The organism is Desulfovibrio desulfopostgatei (assembly GCF_053570645.1).
In genome coordinates this window covers 926,107-940,950 of record NZ_JBRBQS010000002.1, presented here as the reverse complement: position 1 = coordinate 940,950, position 14,844 = coordinate 926,107, and the positions used below count along the sequence as shown (strand labels likewise).

Here is a 14,844-nt window from a genome sequence, read left to right as displayed (position 1 = left end):
TTTCATAAGTAGGGGGGAATAGCGATGTTGGACTCCCTCGTACACGGCATTGATCGCGGTATCCGCGCCTTATCCGAAACTTTTTACGGCCCGGTGGGCAGCTACTGCAAGCTGGAAACGGTAGACAGAGGCGTATTGGTGGCCGATGACGGCAGCCTGATTACTGTCTTGCGGCTGGAAGGGGCACTCAAACAGGTGGGGGTAGAAGAGTACACCACCATCGTGCGCGGCCTGACAGAAAAACTGCAATCCACGCTCTCACGGCCAGGTCACTGCATTCAGGTGGTGTTTGAATACGATCCGGAAGCCAGCGGAGGGCGTATCCGCGAAATGCTGCTGCCCTCGCGCCGCACTGCCCAAAACCTTGGCCTGCACATCGGCCCCTTGCTGGAAAATTGGGGGCAGGCTCTTGAACGGTATTGTTCGCATGAAACCTGCTGGCTGGTCTTATGGACGCGGCCAGGCGTTCTGTCGGAGGGCTTGCGTAAAACCGCGCTTCAAGAGCGTACCACCTCCATGCGCAAAGCGCCCATGCAGCCTGGCTGCCAGCAGATTTCTGCCGCCATTGCCGCCTTGCATGATGCGCACAGCGGTTTTGTGACCGGTGTGCTGGACGCCTTCCGCCAAGAAGAGCTTCTGCTCTATCCGCTCACACCTCATGAGGCATTGCGGGACATTCGCATCTGCGTTGACCCGGAGTTCACCAGCAGGGAGTGGTTGGCTCGCATTCCGGGTGACGTCTTACCTCTACGCCTGCCTGACCCCGGCTCGCCACCTTCTGCGCTTTTGCACAATGTGGTCTACCCAGATTTCAAAACCCAGCTCTGGCCGCGTGAGGGGCATTTGCTTTCCCGCAGTGCCATTACGGTGGGGGATCGGGTGTTCGGCCCGCTTATCATGACCCTCATGCCTCAGACCCCCAAGCCCTTTCAGGAGTTCTTCCGGGTGCTGTCGCGTCGGGATGAACGCCTGCCGTACCGCATGTCGTTTTTGCTGGAGCCGGGCGGCCTGCACATGGGCATGAAGCCGCTGCTTTCGGGCATTCTGGCCTTTGCCAGTTCGGACAACAAACGCTTCAATAATGCGGTGGCAGCCCTGACCGCTTTGGATTTGGGAGGGGTGTGCTGTGTGAAGTTCCGCATCTGCTGCGGGACTTGGGCAACTATTGGCACGGCGGGGCTTTCGGAAAAAGAGGCCCACCTGCAACTGCGGCGGAGCATGGCAGAACTCACCAAGGCCATTCAGGGCTGGGGCACCACGGACGTGTCCGAAGCCGTGGGCGATCCGCTGCTGGGCCTTGCTGCCACAGTGCCAGCCATGATGCCATCAAGCCCGGCTCCGATCACTGCGGCTCCCTTGCAGGAGGCCATCGGCATGTTGCCGCTGCGCTCTGCCTCGCCCTGGAAGGAAGGTTCGCTCCTGCTGCGCACCCAGGACGGCAAGCTCTTTCCCTTTGCGCCCAATTCTTCGGAACAGGCGGCATGGATTGATTTGGGGGTAGCCCCAATGGGCGGGGGGAAATCGGTGTTCCTCAACGCCATGAACTTCGCCTTTGTAACCCAGGCCGGGCTTTCGCGCCTGCCGTGGGTCTCCATTATCGACGTAGGCCCGTCCAGTTCGGGATTAATCACGCTTATTCAGGAGAATCTGCCGGAAGGCAAAAAGCACCTGGCAGCCTATCACCGGCTGCGCATGACCGAAGACTTCGCCATCAATCCTTTTGATACGCCGCTGGGCTGCCGCCAACCGCTGCCATCGCACATGGCCTTTCTGGTCAACCTGCTGACCCTGCTGTGTACCCCGCTGGAAAATACGCCACCGGACAAGGATGTGCCGGGGCTGGTACGCAGGGCCATTGAACTGGCCTATGAGGAGCTGTCGGACAAACATCAGCCAAGACTGTACCAGTCCAATGTGCTGCCGGAACTCCATGAATTGCTGATGCGCGAAAACATCGTGCTGAACGCCATGCCCTCCTGGTGGGAGGTGGTAGACGCTCTCTTTGAACGCGGTTTTGTGCATGAAGCCATTCAGGCACAACGCTATGCCGTACCGCTGCTGGGCGACCTCACCACACAGATCAACCAGAATCAGGGCATCCTCAATACCTATGAAGAAAAAACCCGGCGTGAGGCTTGGCGTTCGATTCTCGACGCCATCACCGCCTATGCCGTGCTGAAAGAACCCACGCGCTTTGATTTGGGTGACGCGCAGATCGTCAGCCTTGATCTGGATGAAGTGGCCACACGCGGCGGGCCTGCTGCGGAGCGGCAATCTGCCGTCATGTACATGCTGGCGCGGCATGTGCTGGGGGCGCGGTTCTTCCTTATGCCTGATGACGTGAAGCTCATGCCGGAACGCTATCAAGACTACCACGCCGAACGCATTGAAGCCATTCGGGAAGATCCAAAAAGGCTTTGCTACGACGAAGCACATCGCGTGACCAAAAACACCTCCGTCTCAGGCCAGCTTGAAGCGGATATGACCACAATGGCGCGGGAATCGCGCAAATGGAACCTTTCCATCGGTCTGTATACGCAGTCCATCGACGATATTCCGAAAATCATCATTGAACTGGCTACTACCATCGTCATTCTTGGAGCTGGAACGGATGACAGCATCAAGGACATGGCCGAACGCTTTGGCTTGAACGGTTCTTGCCGTCATGCGCTTGGGCACTTGGGCAAACCCGGCCCGGCTGGTGCCAATCTGGTAGCACTTTTTCGCACGGGTGCCGGTAAATCACAACTGGTGCTTAGCCTGACCATCGGCGGACAAGCCCTGTGGGCCTTCTCCACCACCACGGAAGACGTGGCTATCCGCAATCATCTCTACAAACGCATGGAACCTGCTGAAGCCTTGCGGCGTCTGGCGGCCCGTTTTCCGGGTGGCTCGGCAAAGTCCGAGGTGGAACGCCGCCGCCGTCAGGTCACTGACCAGTCCGGTGCCGACGATGCCGTGGTCAACGTGATTCAGGAAATAGTCCACGAAATCGCCAACTCTGTGAGGACATCATGAAAAAACTGCTCCTGACCTTATTGCTGTCTGCACTTCCTGCGCAGGCTTTGGCGGCAGGGTGCGACTGCGGTTCCATCAACGCCATGATCACAATGGCGAAGATGGAGACCATCCAGACGGTCAACCTGAACACTACAGCAGAAGCTACGGCCATTCGCTCGGAAATCCTCCTTGCGGCGCAAAGCATCATTGGCACCATCAAGACGGAAAGTGCCACCATTGTACGGGCAATCATCAGCTTAAAAGAAAGCAATGCCGCCATGATTAAGGGGCAGGCTACGGCGGGCGAAGCCACGCGTACTGAGGACTTGTATGGCAAGGCCGCGCAGCCCACTGGGCTGTGCGGGGCAACGTCCCTTGGTGCCGGAGTGCAGCTTGGTGCGCAGGCTTCCCGTCAGGTGCATCAGGCTATGCGTAGCAAACAGTTGGAGTATTCCAACAAGGCGGATGCACGGCCCGTGGAATACTTGGGGCGTGTGCTGGATGAAGGCCATCCCTCGGAACAAGAAATGGTGGATTCACTCTTTCCTCTGGAAAACACCATCACCGACGAACAGCTCTCGCAGGCCCACGAATCCATCAAAAGTCTGGCGAATCCCCGGCCTTTGCCCGTGGTCACGGAAGCCCAAAAAGAAACCCCCTCCGGCCAGACGTATACCGCTGCCCGCAAAATCCATGAAGGGCGGCTGGCTGTGGCTATGGATGTCCTCAATAGTCATGTGGCCACACACGCGCCCACGCTGCCCGATGACGTAACAGCCTGGGCGAAGAGCCAGTGGCAGGAAGCGGGCGGCAGCGGTACGCCTCCCGGCCTTGTAAATGGCAAAATTTCTGAGGCCGGGCTGTTCAAGCTGCTCAGTCAAATGCGCCTCGGCAATCCCAACTGGTTTAATCAGGTGACGACCGCCACGGAAGCTGGGCTGCTACGGGAAATGGTCATGATGCAGGCCATGCAGCTTGAACTCACCCGCAAGAACAACGAGCTGCTTGATCGCATGAGCTTCATCACCGCGCTGGACTATCTGACTCGCATGGACGGCACCACAGGCCGTGAACTCAATGATCTGTATGCCCGCATGGTTGGGGCACAACAATAGAAATATATAAAAATATATTTCTATCAAAAATATAACGCAAGGATACCCTATGGCCGCTTCACCCGACATCCCCGCAACCTCTGAAGTGTTGCTCAAAAGTGACGCCAGCAAACAGTTTTTGGACACCTTGCTGGGGCAAGGCTGGGACGCCTGGGGCCAGGGGCTTGGCGGTTCGCAAGCTGCGGAACTCATGCTGCAACTGTTCAGTGCTTTCAACATAGTGGCGTTGGCAACCATTTCGGCTCTGTTTATCTGGGTGCTGGCTATGGCTGTGGCAGGCACGGCCCACGAGGGAACGCCCTTTGGCAAACGCTACAGTTCGCTGTGGATGCCGCTGCGTTTTGTGGGGGCAATGGGGGCACTGGCTCCTATCTTCAAAGGGCTGAGTTTCTTTCAGGTAGCTATTCTGGCCTGCATCGGCTTTTCCATCAACTTGGGCAATTTCGTCTGGGAGTTGGGCACAGACTACTTTGTCGAGCACGGCGGGCAGATCACTATACAGGCTCCTGACCAGAATGTGACCCATTATGCCGCCATTGCCAATGGTTCGCTGGAATCCTTGACCTTGCAATACTACCTTAACGAGCGACGAGGCCTCGGCATTTCTCCTGGGGGAAAATGGAACTACAGCGGTAATTGGATTCGATCAGGCGGCGAATATCGTTTTTCGTTCAACGGTAATTCCGGCACCATCATGGTGGAATGCGTGGACGAGGGTGACGCACTGTGCCGGGGCAAGGTCAATGCCGTGGGCACGGCGGTGTCGTCGCTCTCTTCGGTGGCTAGCCAGCTTGCCAATCCTGATACTCCTGCTGACGCCATTGACCCGCTGGCTTTGCACTCGGCTGCCAACAGCATAAACGCGACCATCCTTTCTTCTCTGCAAAGCTATGCCAAGCAGGGCCAGCTCAAAAGCAAGCTGCATGACTTTCAGGACATTTCCAAACAGTACGGCTGGTTTATTACTGGTTCATCCTACTGGTCTATCGCCTGGATCAATCAGGAAGTGCGCGAAGCTATGTATTCCGGCATTTCGTATGCGCCGCGTGAATACACGGCATCCGAACTCTACGCCATGAACTTTGGCTTGCAGGACTATGAAGCGATCAAAGAACGGGTGGCCAATTACATTAAGACGGCCTATGCCACGCGGCGCGGCATTTCCGACACCACGGCGCACCCTGCGGTGACTGACGAAACGCGGGCACTCGGTGATGTGGGTAACTGGCTGCGTTCTACGTTGAACAGCCTGGTAAGTGCCAACATTCTGCCCATTGCAGTGGAAAAGCTCTCCAGCAAAGATCCCATTATGGCTGTCTCCAACGTGGGGGATTATCTCATCGGCACGGCCTGGGGCCTGGCTGCTGCGTTGGGTGTTCTTGATGTCACACACGCAATGGGCAAAGCCATTCCCTTCATTGGCAGTGCTATTCCCAATCTGGACAAATATATCGCCTTTGTCCTGTTTTCCGTCTTTCTGCCCCTGCTGCTCTACGGCCTAGCCCTGGCCTACTACCTTCCGGCCATTCCTTTTATTCGCTGGGTTTCCGCGCTCACCGGCTGGGTAATCCTCATTGTGGAATCGCTTGTGGCCGCTCCGCTGTGGCTGTGCGCCCATGCCCTGCCCGAAGGGGATGGGGCAGCCGGGCAGCACGGCAGGCGCGGCTATCTGCTCTTGCTCGGCATTGTTATACGCCCGCCGCTCATGGTGGCCGGGTTCTTCTGCGCGGTCATCCTCATGAATGTGCTGGGGCGACTCATCGGGGCCAGCTTTGAAATGTTCATTGCCGGAACCTCGCAAGCCAAGGTGATTGGTCTTACCGGCACCATATCCATGCTCGTGATTCTGGGCATCGTGGTGATTATGACGGCCAACAAGTTCTTCAGCCTCATTCACTACCTGCCGGAGCATGTGACCAACTGGATCGGCCAACAATTCCATTCTCTTGGGGAAAAGGAAGACCAAAGCGGCGTCAAAGGCGTGTTTGTGGGGTCTACCAATGCGGTTTCGGCAGGGGCTGAAGGCGCGAAGGGTCTGCGTAGCACCATCCGAGGCGGCAATGCCGGGGCGGCAGGCCCAAAAGACAACCTGTCTGAGCATAATTTCAGGAGTTAGCCATGCTTGAAAAAACAAAAGAAACTCTCAGGGCACGGATACAGCCCACAAGCACCCATTTGGCAGCATTGCGCGGAGATTTGCGGAACCGCCTGCAACACTTCAAGGCCAACCGCGCCCCAGAGGAACAAGACGCGATGGAAAAAGACTTTGCACGGGTGCTTCAGGCCTGGGGCATTGAAGACGCCACGCACATTCCCTATGTGCTGGCGGAACTGCGCTTGCGGCTTCCGATCTTTGCGCTGCCATTGCTGGGTTGTTCCGCTGCACTGATGGTGAGCCATAGCACAATCGTATGGCTCGCCGTGGTGCTGATAGTAGTGCCCTGTTGCCTTGGGCTGTGTACCACCTACTGGCGTCTATCCGTGCTTTCCCGCCGCCGCTTTCAGTCCTTCACTAGCTGGCTGTGCTCAGTTGTCGGCCTTGCCCAAAAAGGCGCGTAGGGAGGCTTCAATGACAGCGATTTCTTTCATGTCATTCTGTACGGCAAAGAGCTTCATGGCCTTGGCCAGGTCGCGGTCGATGAGAAAATATTTGCCCACGCGGTTTTCCTTGCCTTTGGGGGCATCATTGTTTTTGCCCGCTGCGGCGGGCGGGGGTGTGTCTGTCTTTAGTGTGGATTTCTGCTCAGACTTTGGCGCACCGAACACAGTGTCGAGCAAATCTTCCTGCGGTTCCACGGGGGCAGCTTGCCCCAATCCGCCTTTCTTACGCGCCATAACGGGCCTCCAGTCTGGTTACTATTTCTGCTCCAAGGGCGGCATAGTCTTGCGCCCCATACGACTTAGCATCATAGGCAAAGATGCTCTGGCCGTGGCTTGGGGCTTCGGCCAAGGTCACGTTGTCACGGATGACGCTCTGGGTGAGGTCAGTCGCGTGTTTTTCGGTGAGCACATCCAGCACGTCACGGCACAGCCGCTTTCTGCGGTCAACGAAAGTGGGGACGATGCCAAGCACCGCCAGATTAGGATTGAGGCGGCGGCGCACCCGCTCCAGGTCGTCTTGCATGAGGGCGAGGCCTTCCAGGGAATGGAACTCCGTCTGCACCGGAATGACCACGGCGTCTGCCGCCGCATAGGTGTTGATAGCCAGCAAGTCCAGCGAGGGCGGGCTGTCAATGATGATCACGTCAAAGGTGCCTTGCACCGCCTCCAACGCTTCTTTCAGCAAGAGTTCCTTACCGATCTCCTGAGCAAAAACCTCCGGCATAGCCGCAAGCTGACGGCTGGCTGGCGCAAGCAAGACACAGCCCGCCCCCTTTTCCACCGGCACGGCAATGTCCTGCCATGTGGCCTTGCTCCTGAGCACGTCCAGAACGCTTTTGCCGTCATGGGGCACTCCCCAGGCGCGGGTCAGATTGGCCTGAGCGTCCATATCCACGGCCAGCACTTTTTTGCCGTGGGCGGCAAGGGCTGCTGCCAGATTCTGCGCCGTGGTGGTTTTGCCCACGCCGCCCTTTTTGTTGGCGATAACGATGCTGCGCATGAAAAACCTCCTGATATGCAGGCTTATTCGATGTGGCATCATAGGAATATATGAAAATATTTTCAATAGCAAAATAGAAATATATAAAAATATATTTTTATACACCTGTAACCACAAAAGGAGTTTTCTCATGCTGCGAAGATGCGCATTTATCCTCTGTTGTTTTGTCCTGACGGGCTGTGCGGGAAAGAAGCCCACACAAGACCCCACAAATCCGGCTGACTTTGTGACCGTCACTCTCGGTGATGCGGCCCAGATTGCCCACGGCGAACTTGCCATGCTGGCAAAACTGCGCGGGCAGGGCTTACAGCCACTTTTGCCGCCCGCTGATCCCAGCCTCAGCCAGCCGGTGTCCATCTCGTGGACTGGCCCGGCTGAACGCGCTGTCAAAGAAATCTGCCTGCAACTTGGCTATCGCTATCAAGAAGCGGGCAAGCCCTCGGCGCAAATACTAACTGTGGTGGTGCGCGGCTTGAATCGTCCGGCCCATGTGCTGCTGGAAGACATTGCCTGGCAGGTGCAGCCGCAGGCTGTGCTGCGCGTTGACCCCATTGGCCGAGTCATAACCCTGGCCCGCACAGTCAGCACCGGGGGGCAATCATGAACCGTTCACTCTGTACGCTGGCAGTGCTCCTGATGTGTCTTGGCGGATGCGCCGTCAAAAATGATGTTCAGGAACCAGCGCCCCTGGTGCCCATGCCGCCGCTGACGAATGTGGCTGCAACCACTGAAAAACCTGCACCGCCAGTCGCTCCCGTGAAAAGTGAGGAGGGCCAGCCCCTCACAGTCCATCTGCCTGACGATGCTGCCGGCAGTCCTCGCCGTGGTGAACCGGAAGAGCTGGCCGCACTTCTTGAAATGAAGGGGGCAGCGAAGAACGAAACCGCCGTCAGCCTCATGCGGCCTGCGGCCATTAAGGAAGCGGCCCAACTTGTCACCTTCCAGACGGCGATGACGTATCGCTACAAGCAACTTGTGGCAGCCACCGAACTGCACAGTTCGATTATGGACACTGCCTTCAACTTTGGCCCACTCCTGATGACGCAGGGGGATGCCCTGATTTTGCCGCCTGTGCTCACGCGGGCCGGGGCTTCCATGCGCATTGAATCAGACGAGACCGCCACCGCCGCGCTTACCTCGTATGAGCTGCTTGCGCCTGCCCGTTATGTGGCTACCGCGCCTACCTGGCGCGAGTTCCTGATGACGGACGGCTTCCCTGAGCCAGAAAAGCCCAATCCCGCCGTCATGCCCAAGAACGATAAAGAGCGTCTCATCTGGCGGGCTGCTGTGCGCGAAGCCTGGGCACAGGGGCTGACGGAGGCGGATCACCTCTATGCCGATAACGTGTCCCGCATGGTGCGCACCTATCGCGGTGTCATGCTCTACCACTTGCTCACGGCGCAGCATCTCTTGAGCCGGGTCACCACGGCCTCCGCAGAGCTTGGCAGCAAGACCACGGACGGCGGCAATAAGCTGCACATAGGGCAGAAGGTCTACCGCATCACTGCGCCTTCAGCTTTTATCCCAGCACAAACTATTCCCGCACATACCGACAAGAGGAAGTGATCCGTGTTTGAAGCCGTTGAAATGTACCCGCGTGAACCGCGCATTCGCTGGGAGACGGACAATCTCAACGACATGCTGCTTTGGGCGACCGGCAGTGGCATGTCGGACATACAGCTTTGCTCCGGCCAGCCCGTGTGGGTGCGTAAAGACGGAGTATGGCAGCGTATCACCACGCGCCCCATCACCACGGACGAGCTGCTGGCCGGGCTGGAGCGGCTTACGCGCAATAATTCCGTGGCGGCCTACATCAAATCCAGCCAGGACGATTACGACTTCGCCCACCAGATAGAAGAAACAAGAGGGGTACGCCGCCGCTTTCGTGGCAATGCGGGCGCGGTGGCGGACGGATATTCCACCGGCGTCAAAATCGTTTTTCGCACCATTCCTTCCATGCCCCCTCAGCTGGAAGATTTGGGTGTTGAACAAAACATTCTGGATCACGCTACCCCGGAAAACGGCCTCGTGCTGGTCACGGGCGTCATGGGGTCAGGCAAGACCACGCTGCTTGCCGCCATTTTGCGGCACATCATTGAAAAAGGAGGCCGCAACGTGGCTACCTATGAATCCCCCATTGAATTTGACCTTTTAAGCATCCCCAACCAGGGCGGGCCAGTCTCGCAAAGCACTATTCCTGAGCATCTGCAATCCTTCATCCGGGCTGTGCGTAATTCTACCCGCACAGCACCCAACGTAGTGCTTATCGGTGAGAGCCGTGACGCAGAAACCCTACGCGGCATGATCGAAAGTGCGGAAACAGGCGTTGCCGCATATTCCACCGTGCATACCCGCTCTGTGCCCGAAACCCTTTCACGCATCATCAATGTGTTCCCTGTGGAAGAGCGCCTGCAAGTCACGGTGACGCTGCTCTCCAGCCTGCGGCTGGTGGTCAATCAACGCCTTGTGCCCATGCTCGGCGGTAAAGGGCGTGTTGCCCTGCGCGAGTTTTTGGCCTTTACGCCAGAAATTCGGGAAGTGCTTCTGGATACCCCGCAAGAGCGATTGATCCAGACATGCGAAACCCTGCTCATCAAATACGGCCAACGGATGCAGGACGCGGCTCAAGCGGCCTATGACGCTGGAAAAATTACCAAAGAAAACACTCAAGCAATCATGGCGGAGCGCAAAACATCACAGCCAATAACTAAGGAGGAACAATGATACAGGACGTACTCTGGCGGGATACCGCCATTACCCCAAAAATATTCATTCTGGATGCCCGTGCGGTGTTTCCGCTGGGCCTGTGGCTATTCCATTGGGCTTGGTGGACGGCTGCCGTTGCCGGGGTGGCCATTGTTGCCCTGTATCTGGTGCAACGCACGGGTATGACGCCGCTGGCCTGCTTTCGCGCTTTGCGTGTGGCCTTCATGGGCAGGCGGCGGGAGACCACGCAGAACGAGGTGCAATGGCGGCAACGCTGCCGCTGGTAGCGCATGAGTGCATAGTTTTCTATGCAATATATAAAAATATATTTCTATGGAGGTTTGCATGAATACCGAAAACCGCAACAGCTACGGCCTTTTTGATGCACCGGTACGCAGTCAGGAGAAAGAACATATCATGCTTTCGCCTGATGACATCGAGCGGCAGTTGGACGCCGGAGCTTTTGTCATGAGCCGTGAGGATGCCATCACGGCGGGCTTTCTTTCTCCCCATGAAGAACCGGATACCGTCATCGTGTCTGTGCAGGAGGCTGTATGAGTCAGGAACGATCTGCGGAAAAGAAAAACCGCTTCCAGATCAGCCGTGAGGTACAGGAAGAGTTCGTCAACTCTGTTGCCGAAAACATGCTGGCCCTCGCCGAAACGGCAGGCAAGTGGCAAAAGCCCTGGACGGCTGACAGCCCAATGGGAATGCCCTTTTGCGCCACCACGGGGCGCGAGTACGGCGGGGCAAACATGGTCAAGCTCATGCTGACCAGCATCGTCAACGGCTTTTCGGACGACAGGTGGATGACGTTCAAGCAATTCCAGCAGTTTCAGGGGGATCATCCTGCCCGCGACATGAAGATCAAAAAAGGAGCGAAGGGCGTCAAGCTCCTGCGGCCCGAAGAAATTGCCTTCATCGTGGGCGAGGACGGCAAGTGGCAATACCTCACCGACAAGCAGCTCAAAGAGTTTGCTACCCAAAAGGAACAAGGGTTGGAAATACCAGATGTGCAGCGCATGACGCTGTTTTATCCGTTCACAGTCTTTAATGCCGCCCAAATAGAGGGATTTCCGCAGAAAGAGCAGCAAGCCCACGCCATGACAACGGTTGAGCGCAACGATTTTGTGGAACGCTTCATCGCCTGCACAGGTATTCCGGTGGAACATCACGGCGGTGATGCCCTCTATGAACCCGCAGCCGACACAGTGAAGATGCCTTTCCCTGAGCGCTTCACCATACCCGAAGAATATTACGCCACCAAGCTGCATGAAACCTATCATGCCACCGGCCACGCTAAGCGGGAGAACCGCAAGGAAAAGCAGACCCACAACATCAAGAATTTCGCCTTTGAGGAAATGCGGGCGGAAATGTTCTCCATGCTGGCGGGGGCGCGGTTCGACCTGCCCATGCCTGCGAGCAATTCCGCCGCCTACATCAATCATTGGAACCAGAAGTTTTCCGGGGGAGACGCCAAGGCCGTGTTTCAGGCGGCGGCGGAAGCGGCCAAGGTGCTGACCATCATGCACCAGTTTGAAATGGGTGAGCAGCCGAGGGCGGCATGGTTCCCGCGCAGCGAAACCTGGCCCGCACTGATTGAAGAGCAAGCCCAGCGTGATGCCGTAACTGGGGCGCACATGGCCACGCCTGTAGAGGCTTTGGCGGAAGCTGCGGCAGCCAGAAGCACGGACGATCCCATGCCCAGACCCGCGCCGATGTCCTCTTCGGCATCAGCTCAGGCATTTCAGGATACGGACGCGGATGTGGTCAAGGCCCGCATTCTACTCCAAAACCCCGACTTTCTCAGCAAGGTGCTCAAACAGGACAGTGACGCTGCCCGCTCTCTGGCGGATGTGTGTGCCTCCTTTTCCAGCACTTTGAGCATGGAACTTGACGAAAAGAATCAGGCCGCTCTGGCTCCCACCGGGACGGAAGCACACGCAACACGCATGAGGATGTGACTATGAATCTGCTCATTTTGGAATCACCCGGCAAGGTCAAAAAAGTACAGTCCATTTTGGGAGTCGATTGGAAAGTGGCCGCGTCCGTTGGCCATGTGCGCGATTTGCCGGAGCGCGAGTTGGGCATTGCCCTGCCGGACTTCACCCCTGCGTATACTCCCACGGAGCGTGGCAAAGACGTGCTCAAAAGGCTGGCAGCTCTGGTCAAGGATGCGGGTGCGGTGTACCTCGCTACCGACCCTGACCGCGAAGGCGAGGCCATTGCCTGGCATGTTGCCGATGCCCTGCGCCTAAAAAATCCCAAGCGTGTCACCTACAGCGAAATCACGGCCTCAGCCATACAGGCGGCACTGAAAGCCCCACGCCCTCTGGACATGGCACTGGTAGCGGCACAGGAAGCCCGGCGCGTTCTCGACCGCTTCTGCGGGTATTTGGTCAGTGGGCCGCTTTCCCGTGCCGCTGGCACACGCCTGTCTGCCGGGCGGGTGCAAAGCCCGGCTGTGCGGCTGGTGGTAGAGCGCGAACGAGCTATCAAGGGCTTTGTGTCCGTGACCCACTACGGCGCGGAACTGGCGTTTGCCGGAGGCTGGAATGCCATTTGGCTTACCAAGCCCTGGTTGCAGGCTGGGCAAGAATATCTGCTGGATACTGCTTTGGCTGACCGTGTTGCGGCCTTGCCTGCTCTTACTGTGAAAGATTGCATGGAATCCGAAAGCCATACGGCCCCACCCGCGCCCTTCACCACATCGAGCTTGCAGCAGGCGGCTTCCAACGCCTTAAAGTTCACCCCCAAGCAGACCATGCAGTTTGCACAAGAACTCTATGAAAGCGGGCACATAACCTACATGCGCACGGATTCGCCCAATCTGTCGGCAGAAGCTGTGGCGGAGATTCGTGCTTTTTGCCAGGCACACGGCTGGCCCCTAGTGGACAAGCCCCGTATCTGGAAATCCAAGGAAGGCGCTCAGGAAGCACATGAAGCGGTTCGCCCGACCCACATCGGCGTTGAAGAAGCCGGAGATACCCCGGACGAACAGGCCCTGTACCGCCTCATCCGCCTGCGGACTCTGGCCTCGCAACTGGCGGATGCCGTGTATGACGTGCGCACTCTTCGTCTTGCTGCGGCCCTGGATGGCAAAGAAGCCGTCATTGAGGCCAGGGGTCGGGTATTGCGTGACCCCGGCTGGAAGGTCTTGCTCGCGACCGACGCGGCAACATTGGATGAACGGGACGATGAAGGTGACGAACCGGAAAACCCTGTGCCCATGTTGAGCCAGGGCACAAGCGTTTCTCCCGCCAGCGGCAGGGTGTTGACCAAAAAGACCAAACCGCCCACGCGCTTTTCGGAAGCGAGCCTGGTTCGTGAACTGGAAAACCGAGGCATAGGTCGCCCGGCAACCTTCGCGGCCATTGTGGATACCATTCTCAAGCGTGAATATGTCCGCGTCGAAAAAAGACAGCTCGTGCCCACGCCCGTGGGGGAACAGGTGGTGGACTTGCTCACTGGGGCATTCTCCTTTCTGGATTACGAGTTCACCAGAGTGATGGAGGACAATCTGGACGCCATTGCCGGAGGCGCGGCTTCCTACAGGGAAGTCATGGAAATGGCCTATGAGCAGCTTCAACAGGAAGTTGGCGACTTCACGGCCAAGTATCCCCAGCAGGAGCGCAAGGCCCCAGAAGTTACAGAATTTGTCTGCGATGCCTGCGGCAAGCCTCTTGTGCGCATGAAGGGACAGCGCCGCGACGGCTCCGGCGAATATGACTTCTTTTCATGTTCCGACCGTGCCTGCAACGCCAGCTACCCCAATGTGGACGGCAAACCCGGCGAAGCCCGCAAAAAGCCCGAACCCACCAAGTTCAAATGCACCTGCGGCAAGCCTTTGGTGCGCCGTGAGAGTGCCAAAGGCCCGTTCTTCGGCTGCTCCGGCTATCCCGTCTGCAAGAAGCTCTATCAGGTAGGGGAAGACGGCAGGCCCAACTTCGATGCCCCAAAAGGGGGTAAGAAATGAAAACTCTGCTGTTAACCCTCATGCTCATGTTTATAGCGGCTCCCTGCCTCGCATCCCCGTGCGACGATACCCAGAACGCGGCCACTGGTGCCATCAAGGAACGCAATGCCCGCGTAAAGGAAACCCATAACACCACAATGCCCGACCCTGAAGAAGATCGGGGGCCGCTTTCCAACTGCCTGGGCAGTATCGCCAGCATTGGAGACGCTTTTTCCCTTGGTGTGACTATTCCCAGTATGGATTCCATCATCAACGGCATGTGCCGTCAGGTGGATTCCATGATTCAGAGCAAGATGAACGAGGTTTTGAGCGAAGCCCGTTCCAGCGTGACTGCCATTGGCAAAAACAATCCCTTTCAGGTCTCCGGCAGCGGCAGCGATGTGGCTGGTTCGCTGATTCGCAAGCTGAAATGATAGCGAGCTATAAACATATGTTTCATAGAAAAA

The 14,844-nt window shown here is 57.4% G+C and carries 14 protein-coding genes; 12 read left to right on the top strand and 2 right to left on the bottom strand.

Annotation, left to right across the window (positions count from 1 at the left end; all coding sequences use genetic code 11):
* Nucleotides 1-24 precede the first annotated feature (24 nt).
* Genes ACUZ9Q_RS04185 through ACUZ9Q_RS04170 form a run of 4 tightly spaced genes read left to right on the top strand, consistent with a single transcriptional unit; the run spans nucleotide 25 to nucleotide 6,674 of the window.
* Nucleotides 25-3,018: a hypothetical protein gene (locus ACUZ9Q_RS04185; protein ID WP_449247386.1), complete on the top strand. Its 2,994-nt coding sequence runs from the start codon at nucleotides 25-27 to the stop codon at nucleotides 3,016-3,018.
* The gene (locus ACUZ9Q_RS04180) at nucleotides 3,015-4,115 is read left to right on the top strand and encodes a hypothetical protein (RefSeq protein WP_449247385.1); all 1,101 of its coding nucleotides are present in this window, start codon (nucleotides 3,015-3,017) and stop codon (nucleotides 4,113-4,115) included. The genes ACUZ9Q_RS04185 and ACUZ9Q_RS04180 overlap by 4 nt, the downstream gene beginning before the upstream one ends.
* Before the next feature lie 49 nt (nucleotides 4,116-4,164).
* Nucleotides 4,165-6,231: a DotA/TraY family protein gene (locus tag ACUZ9Q_RS04175; RefSeq protein WP_449247384.1), complete on the top strand. Its 2,067-nt coding sequence runs from the start codon at nucleotides 4,165-4,167 to the stop codon at nucleotides 6,229-6,231.
* 2 nt (nucleotides 6,232-6,233) lie between these two features.
* Entirely contained in the window at nucleotides 6,234-6,674 is a 441-nt protein-coding gene (locus tag ACUZ9Q_RS04170; protein ID WP_449247383.1) for a hypothetical protein, read from the top strand.
* Here the strand turns inward: ACUZ9Q_RS04170 and ACUZ9Q_RS04165 are convergent.
* Both ACUZ9Q_RS04165 and ACUZ9Q_RS04160 read right to left on the bottom strand, forming a co-directional pair.
* The gene (locus ACUZ9Q_RS04165) at nucleotides 6,642-6,950 is read right to left on the bottom strand and encodes a hypothetical protein (RefSeq protein WP_449247382.1); all 309 of its coding nucleotides are present in this window, start codon (nucleotides 6,948-6,950) and stop codon (nucleotides 6,642-6,644) included. The genes ACUZ9Q_RS04170 and ACUZ9Q_RS04165 overlap by 33 nt on opposite strands.
* A complete protein-coding gene (locus ACUZ9Q_RS04160; protein ID WP_449247381.1) occupies nucleotides 6,940-7,716 on the bottom strand; it encodes a ParA family protein in 777 nt (258 codons plus the stop codon). The genes ACUZ9Q_RS04165 and ACUZ9Q_RS04160 overlap by 11 nt, the downstream gene beginning before the upstream one ends.
* 130 nt (nucleotides 7,717-7,846) lie before the next feature.
* Between ACUZ9Q_RS04160 and ACUZ9Q_RS04155 the strand changes: the two genes are divergently transcribed.
* From ACUZ9Q_RS04155 to ACUZ9Q_RS04120, 8 genes are read left to right on the top strand one after another with little or no spacing between them, the layout of a single operon-like run.
* Nucleotides 7,847-8,320 carry a DotD/TraH family lipoprotein gene (locus tag ACUZ9Q_RS04155; protein WP_449247380.1) on the top strand — a complete coding sequence of 158 codons (474 nt, stop codon included), beginning with the start codon at nucleotides 7,847-7,849 and terminating at the stop codon, nucleotides 8,318-8,320.
* The gene (locus ACUZ9Q_RS04150; protein WP_449247379.1) at nucleotides 8,317-9,282 is read left to right on the top strand and encodes a type IV secretory system conjugative DNA transfer family protein; all 966 of its coding nucleotides are present in this window, start codon (nucleotides 8,317-8,319) and stop codon (nucleotides 9,280-9,282) included. Before ACUZ9Q_RS04155 ends, ACUZ9Q_RS04150 begins: the two co-directional genes overlap by 4 nt.
* A 3-nt stretch (nucleotides 9,283-9,285) precedes the next feature.
* Nucleotides 9,286-10,440, top strand: coding sequence for a type IV pilus twitching motility protein PilT (locus ACUZ9Q_RS04145; RefSeq protein WP_449247378.1), 1,155 nt, complete (start codon nucleotides 9,286-9,288; stop codon nucleotides 10,438-10,440).
* The gene (gene icmT, locus ACUZ9Q_RS04140) at nucleotides 10,437-10,709 is read left to right on the top strand and encodes an IcmT/TraK family protein (protein WP_449247377.1); all 273 of its coding nucleotides are present in this window, start codon (nucleotides 10,437-10,439) and stop codon (nucleotides 10,707-10,709) included. Before ACUZ9Q_RS04145 ends, icmT begins: the two co-directional genes overlap by 4 nt.
* Before the next feature lie 58 nt (nucleotides 10,710-10,767).
* Nucleotides 10,768-10,980 carry a hypothetical protein gene (locus ACUZ9Q_RS04135; RefSeq protein ID WP_449247376.1) on the top strand — a complete coding sequence of 71 codons (213 nt, stop codon included), beginning with the start codon at nucleotides 10,768-10,770 and terminating at the stop codon, nucleotides 10,978-10,980.
* Entirely contained in the window at nucleotides 10,977-12,386 is a 1,410-nt protein-coding gene (locus tag ACUZ9Q_RS04130) for a zincin-like metallopeptidase domain-containing protein (protein WP_449247375.1), read from the top strand. The genes ACUZ9Q_RS04135 and ACUZ9Q_RS04130 overlap by 4 nt, the downstream gene beginning before the upstream one ends.
* A gap of 2 nt (nucleotides 12,387-12,388) precedes the next feature.
* Nucleotides 12,389-14,398 carry a type I DNA topoisomerase gene (gene topA, locus ACUZ9Q_RS04125; protein WP_449247374.1) on the top strand — a complete coding sequence of 670 codons (2,010 nt, stop codon included), beginning with the start codon at nucleotides 12,389-12,391 and terminating at the stop codon, nucleotides 14,396-14,398.
* Complete coding sequence (locus ACUZ9Q_RS04120) at nucleotides 14,395-14,811, top strand: hypothetical protein (RefSeq protein WP_449247373.1); 417 nt, start codon at nucleotides 14,395-14,397, stop codon at nucleotides 14,809-14,811. The genes topA and ACUZ9Q_RS04120 overlap by 4 nt, the downstream gene beginning before the upstream one ends.
* The last annotated feature ends 33 nt before the right edge of the window (nucleotides 14,812-14,844 follow it).

Excerpts from the sequence above, each read along its gene's own strand:
- ACUZ9Q_RS04185 (WP_449247386.1), top strand. The coding sequence starts at position 25 with ATGTTGGACTCCCTCGTACACGGCATTGATCGCGGTATCCGCGCCTTA.
- ACUZ9Q_RS04180 (WP_449247385.1), top strand. The coding sequence starts at position 3,015 with ATGAAAAAACTGCTCCTGACCTTATTGCTGTCTGCACTTCCTGCGCAG.
- ACUZ9Q_RS04175 (WP_449247384.1), top strand. The coding sequence starts at position 4,165 with ATGGCCGCTTCACCCGACATCCCCGCAACCTCTGAAGTGTTGCTCAAA.
- ACUZ9Q_RS04170 (WP_449247383.1), top strand. The coding sequence starts at position 6,234 with ATGCTTGAAAAAACAAAAGAAACTCTCAGGGCACGGATACAGCCCACA.
- ACUZ9Q_RS04165 (WP_449247382.1), bottom strand. The coding sequence starts at position 6,950 with ATGGCGCGTAAGAAAGGCGGATTGGGGCAAGCTGCCCCCGTGGAACCG.
- ACUZ9Q_RS04160 (WP_449247381.1), bottom strand. The coding sequence starts at position 7,716 with ATGCGCAGCATCGTTATCGCCAACAAAAAGGGCGGCGTGGGCAAAACC.
- ACUZ9Q_RS04155 (WP_449247380.1), top strand. The coding sequence starts at position 7,847 with ATGCTGCGAAGATGCGCATTTATCCTCTGTTGTTTTGTCCTGACGGGC.
- ACUZ9Q_RS04150 (WP_449247379.1), top strand. The coding sequence starts at position 8,317 with ATGAACCGTTCACTCTGTACGCTGGCAGTGCTCCTGATGTGTCTTGGC.
- icmT (WP_449247377.1), top strand. The coding sequence starts at position 10,437 with ATGATACAGGACGTACTCTGGCGGGATACCGCCATTACCCCAAAAATA.
- ACUZ9Q_RS04135 (WP_449247376.1), top strand. The coding sequence starts at position 10,768 with ATGAATACCGAAAACCGCAACAGCTACGGCCTTTTTGATGCACCGGTA.
- ACUZ9Q_RS04130 (WP_449247375.1), top strand. The coding sequence starts at position 10,977 with ATGAGTCAGGAACGATCTGCGGAAAAGAAAAACCGCTTCCAGATCAGC.
- topA (WP_449247374.1), top strand. The coding sequence starts at position 12,389 with ATGAATCTGCTCATTTTGGAATCACCCGGCAAGGTCAAAAAAGTACAG.
- ACUZ9Q_RS04120 (WP_449247373.1), top strand. The coding sequence starts at position 14,395 with ATGAAAACTCTGCTGTTAACCCTCATGCTCATGTTTATAGCGGCTCCC.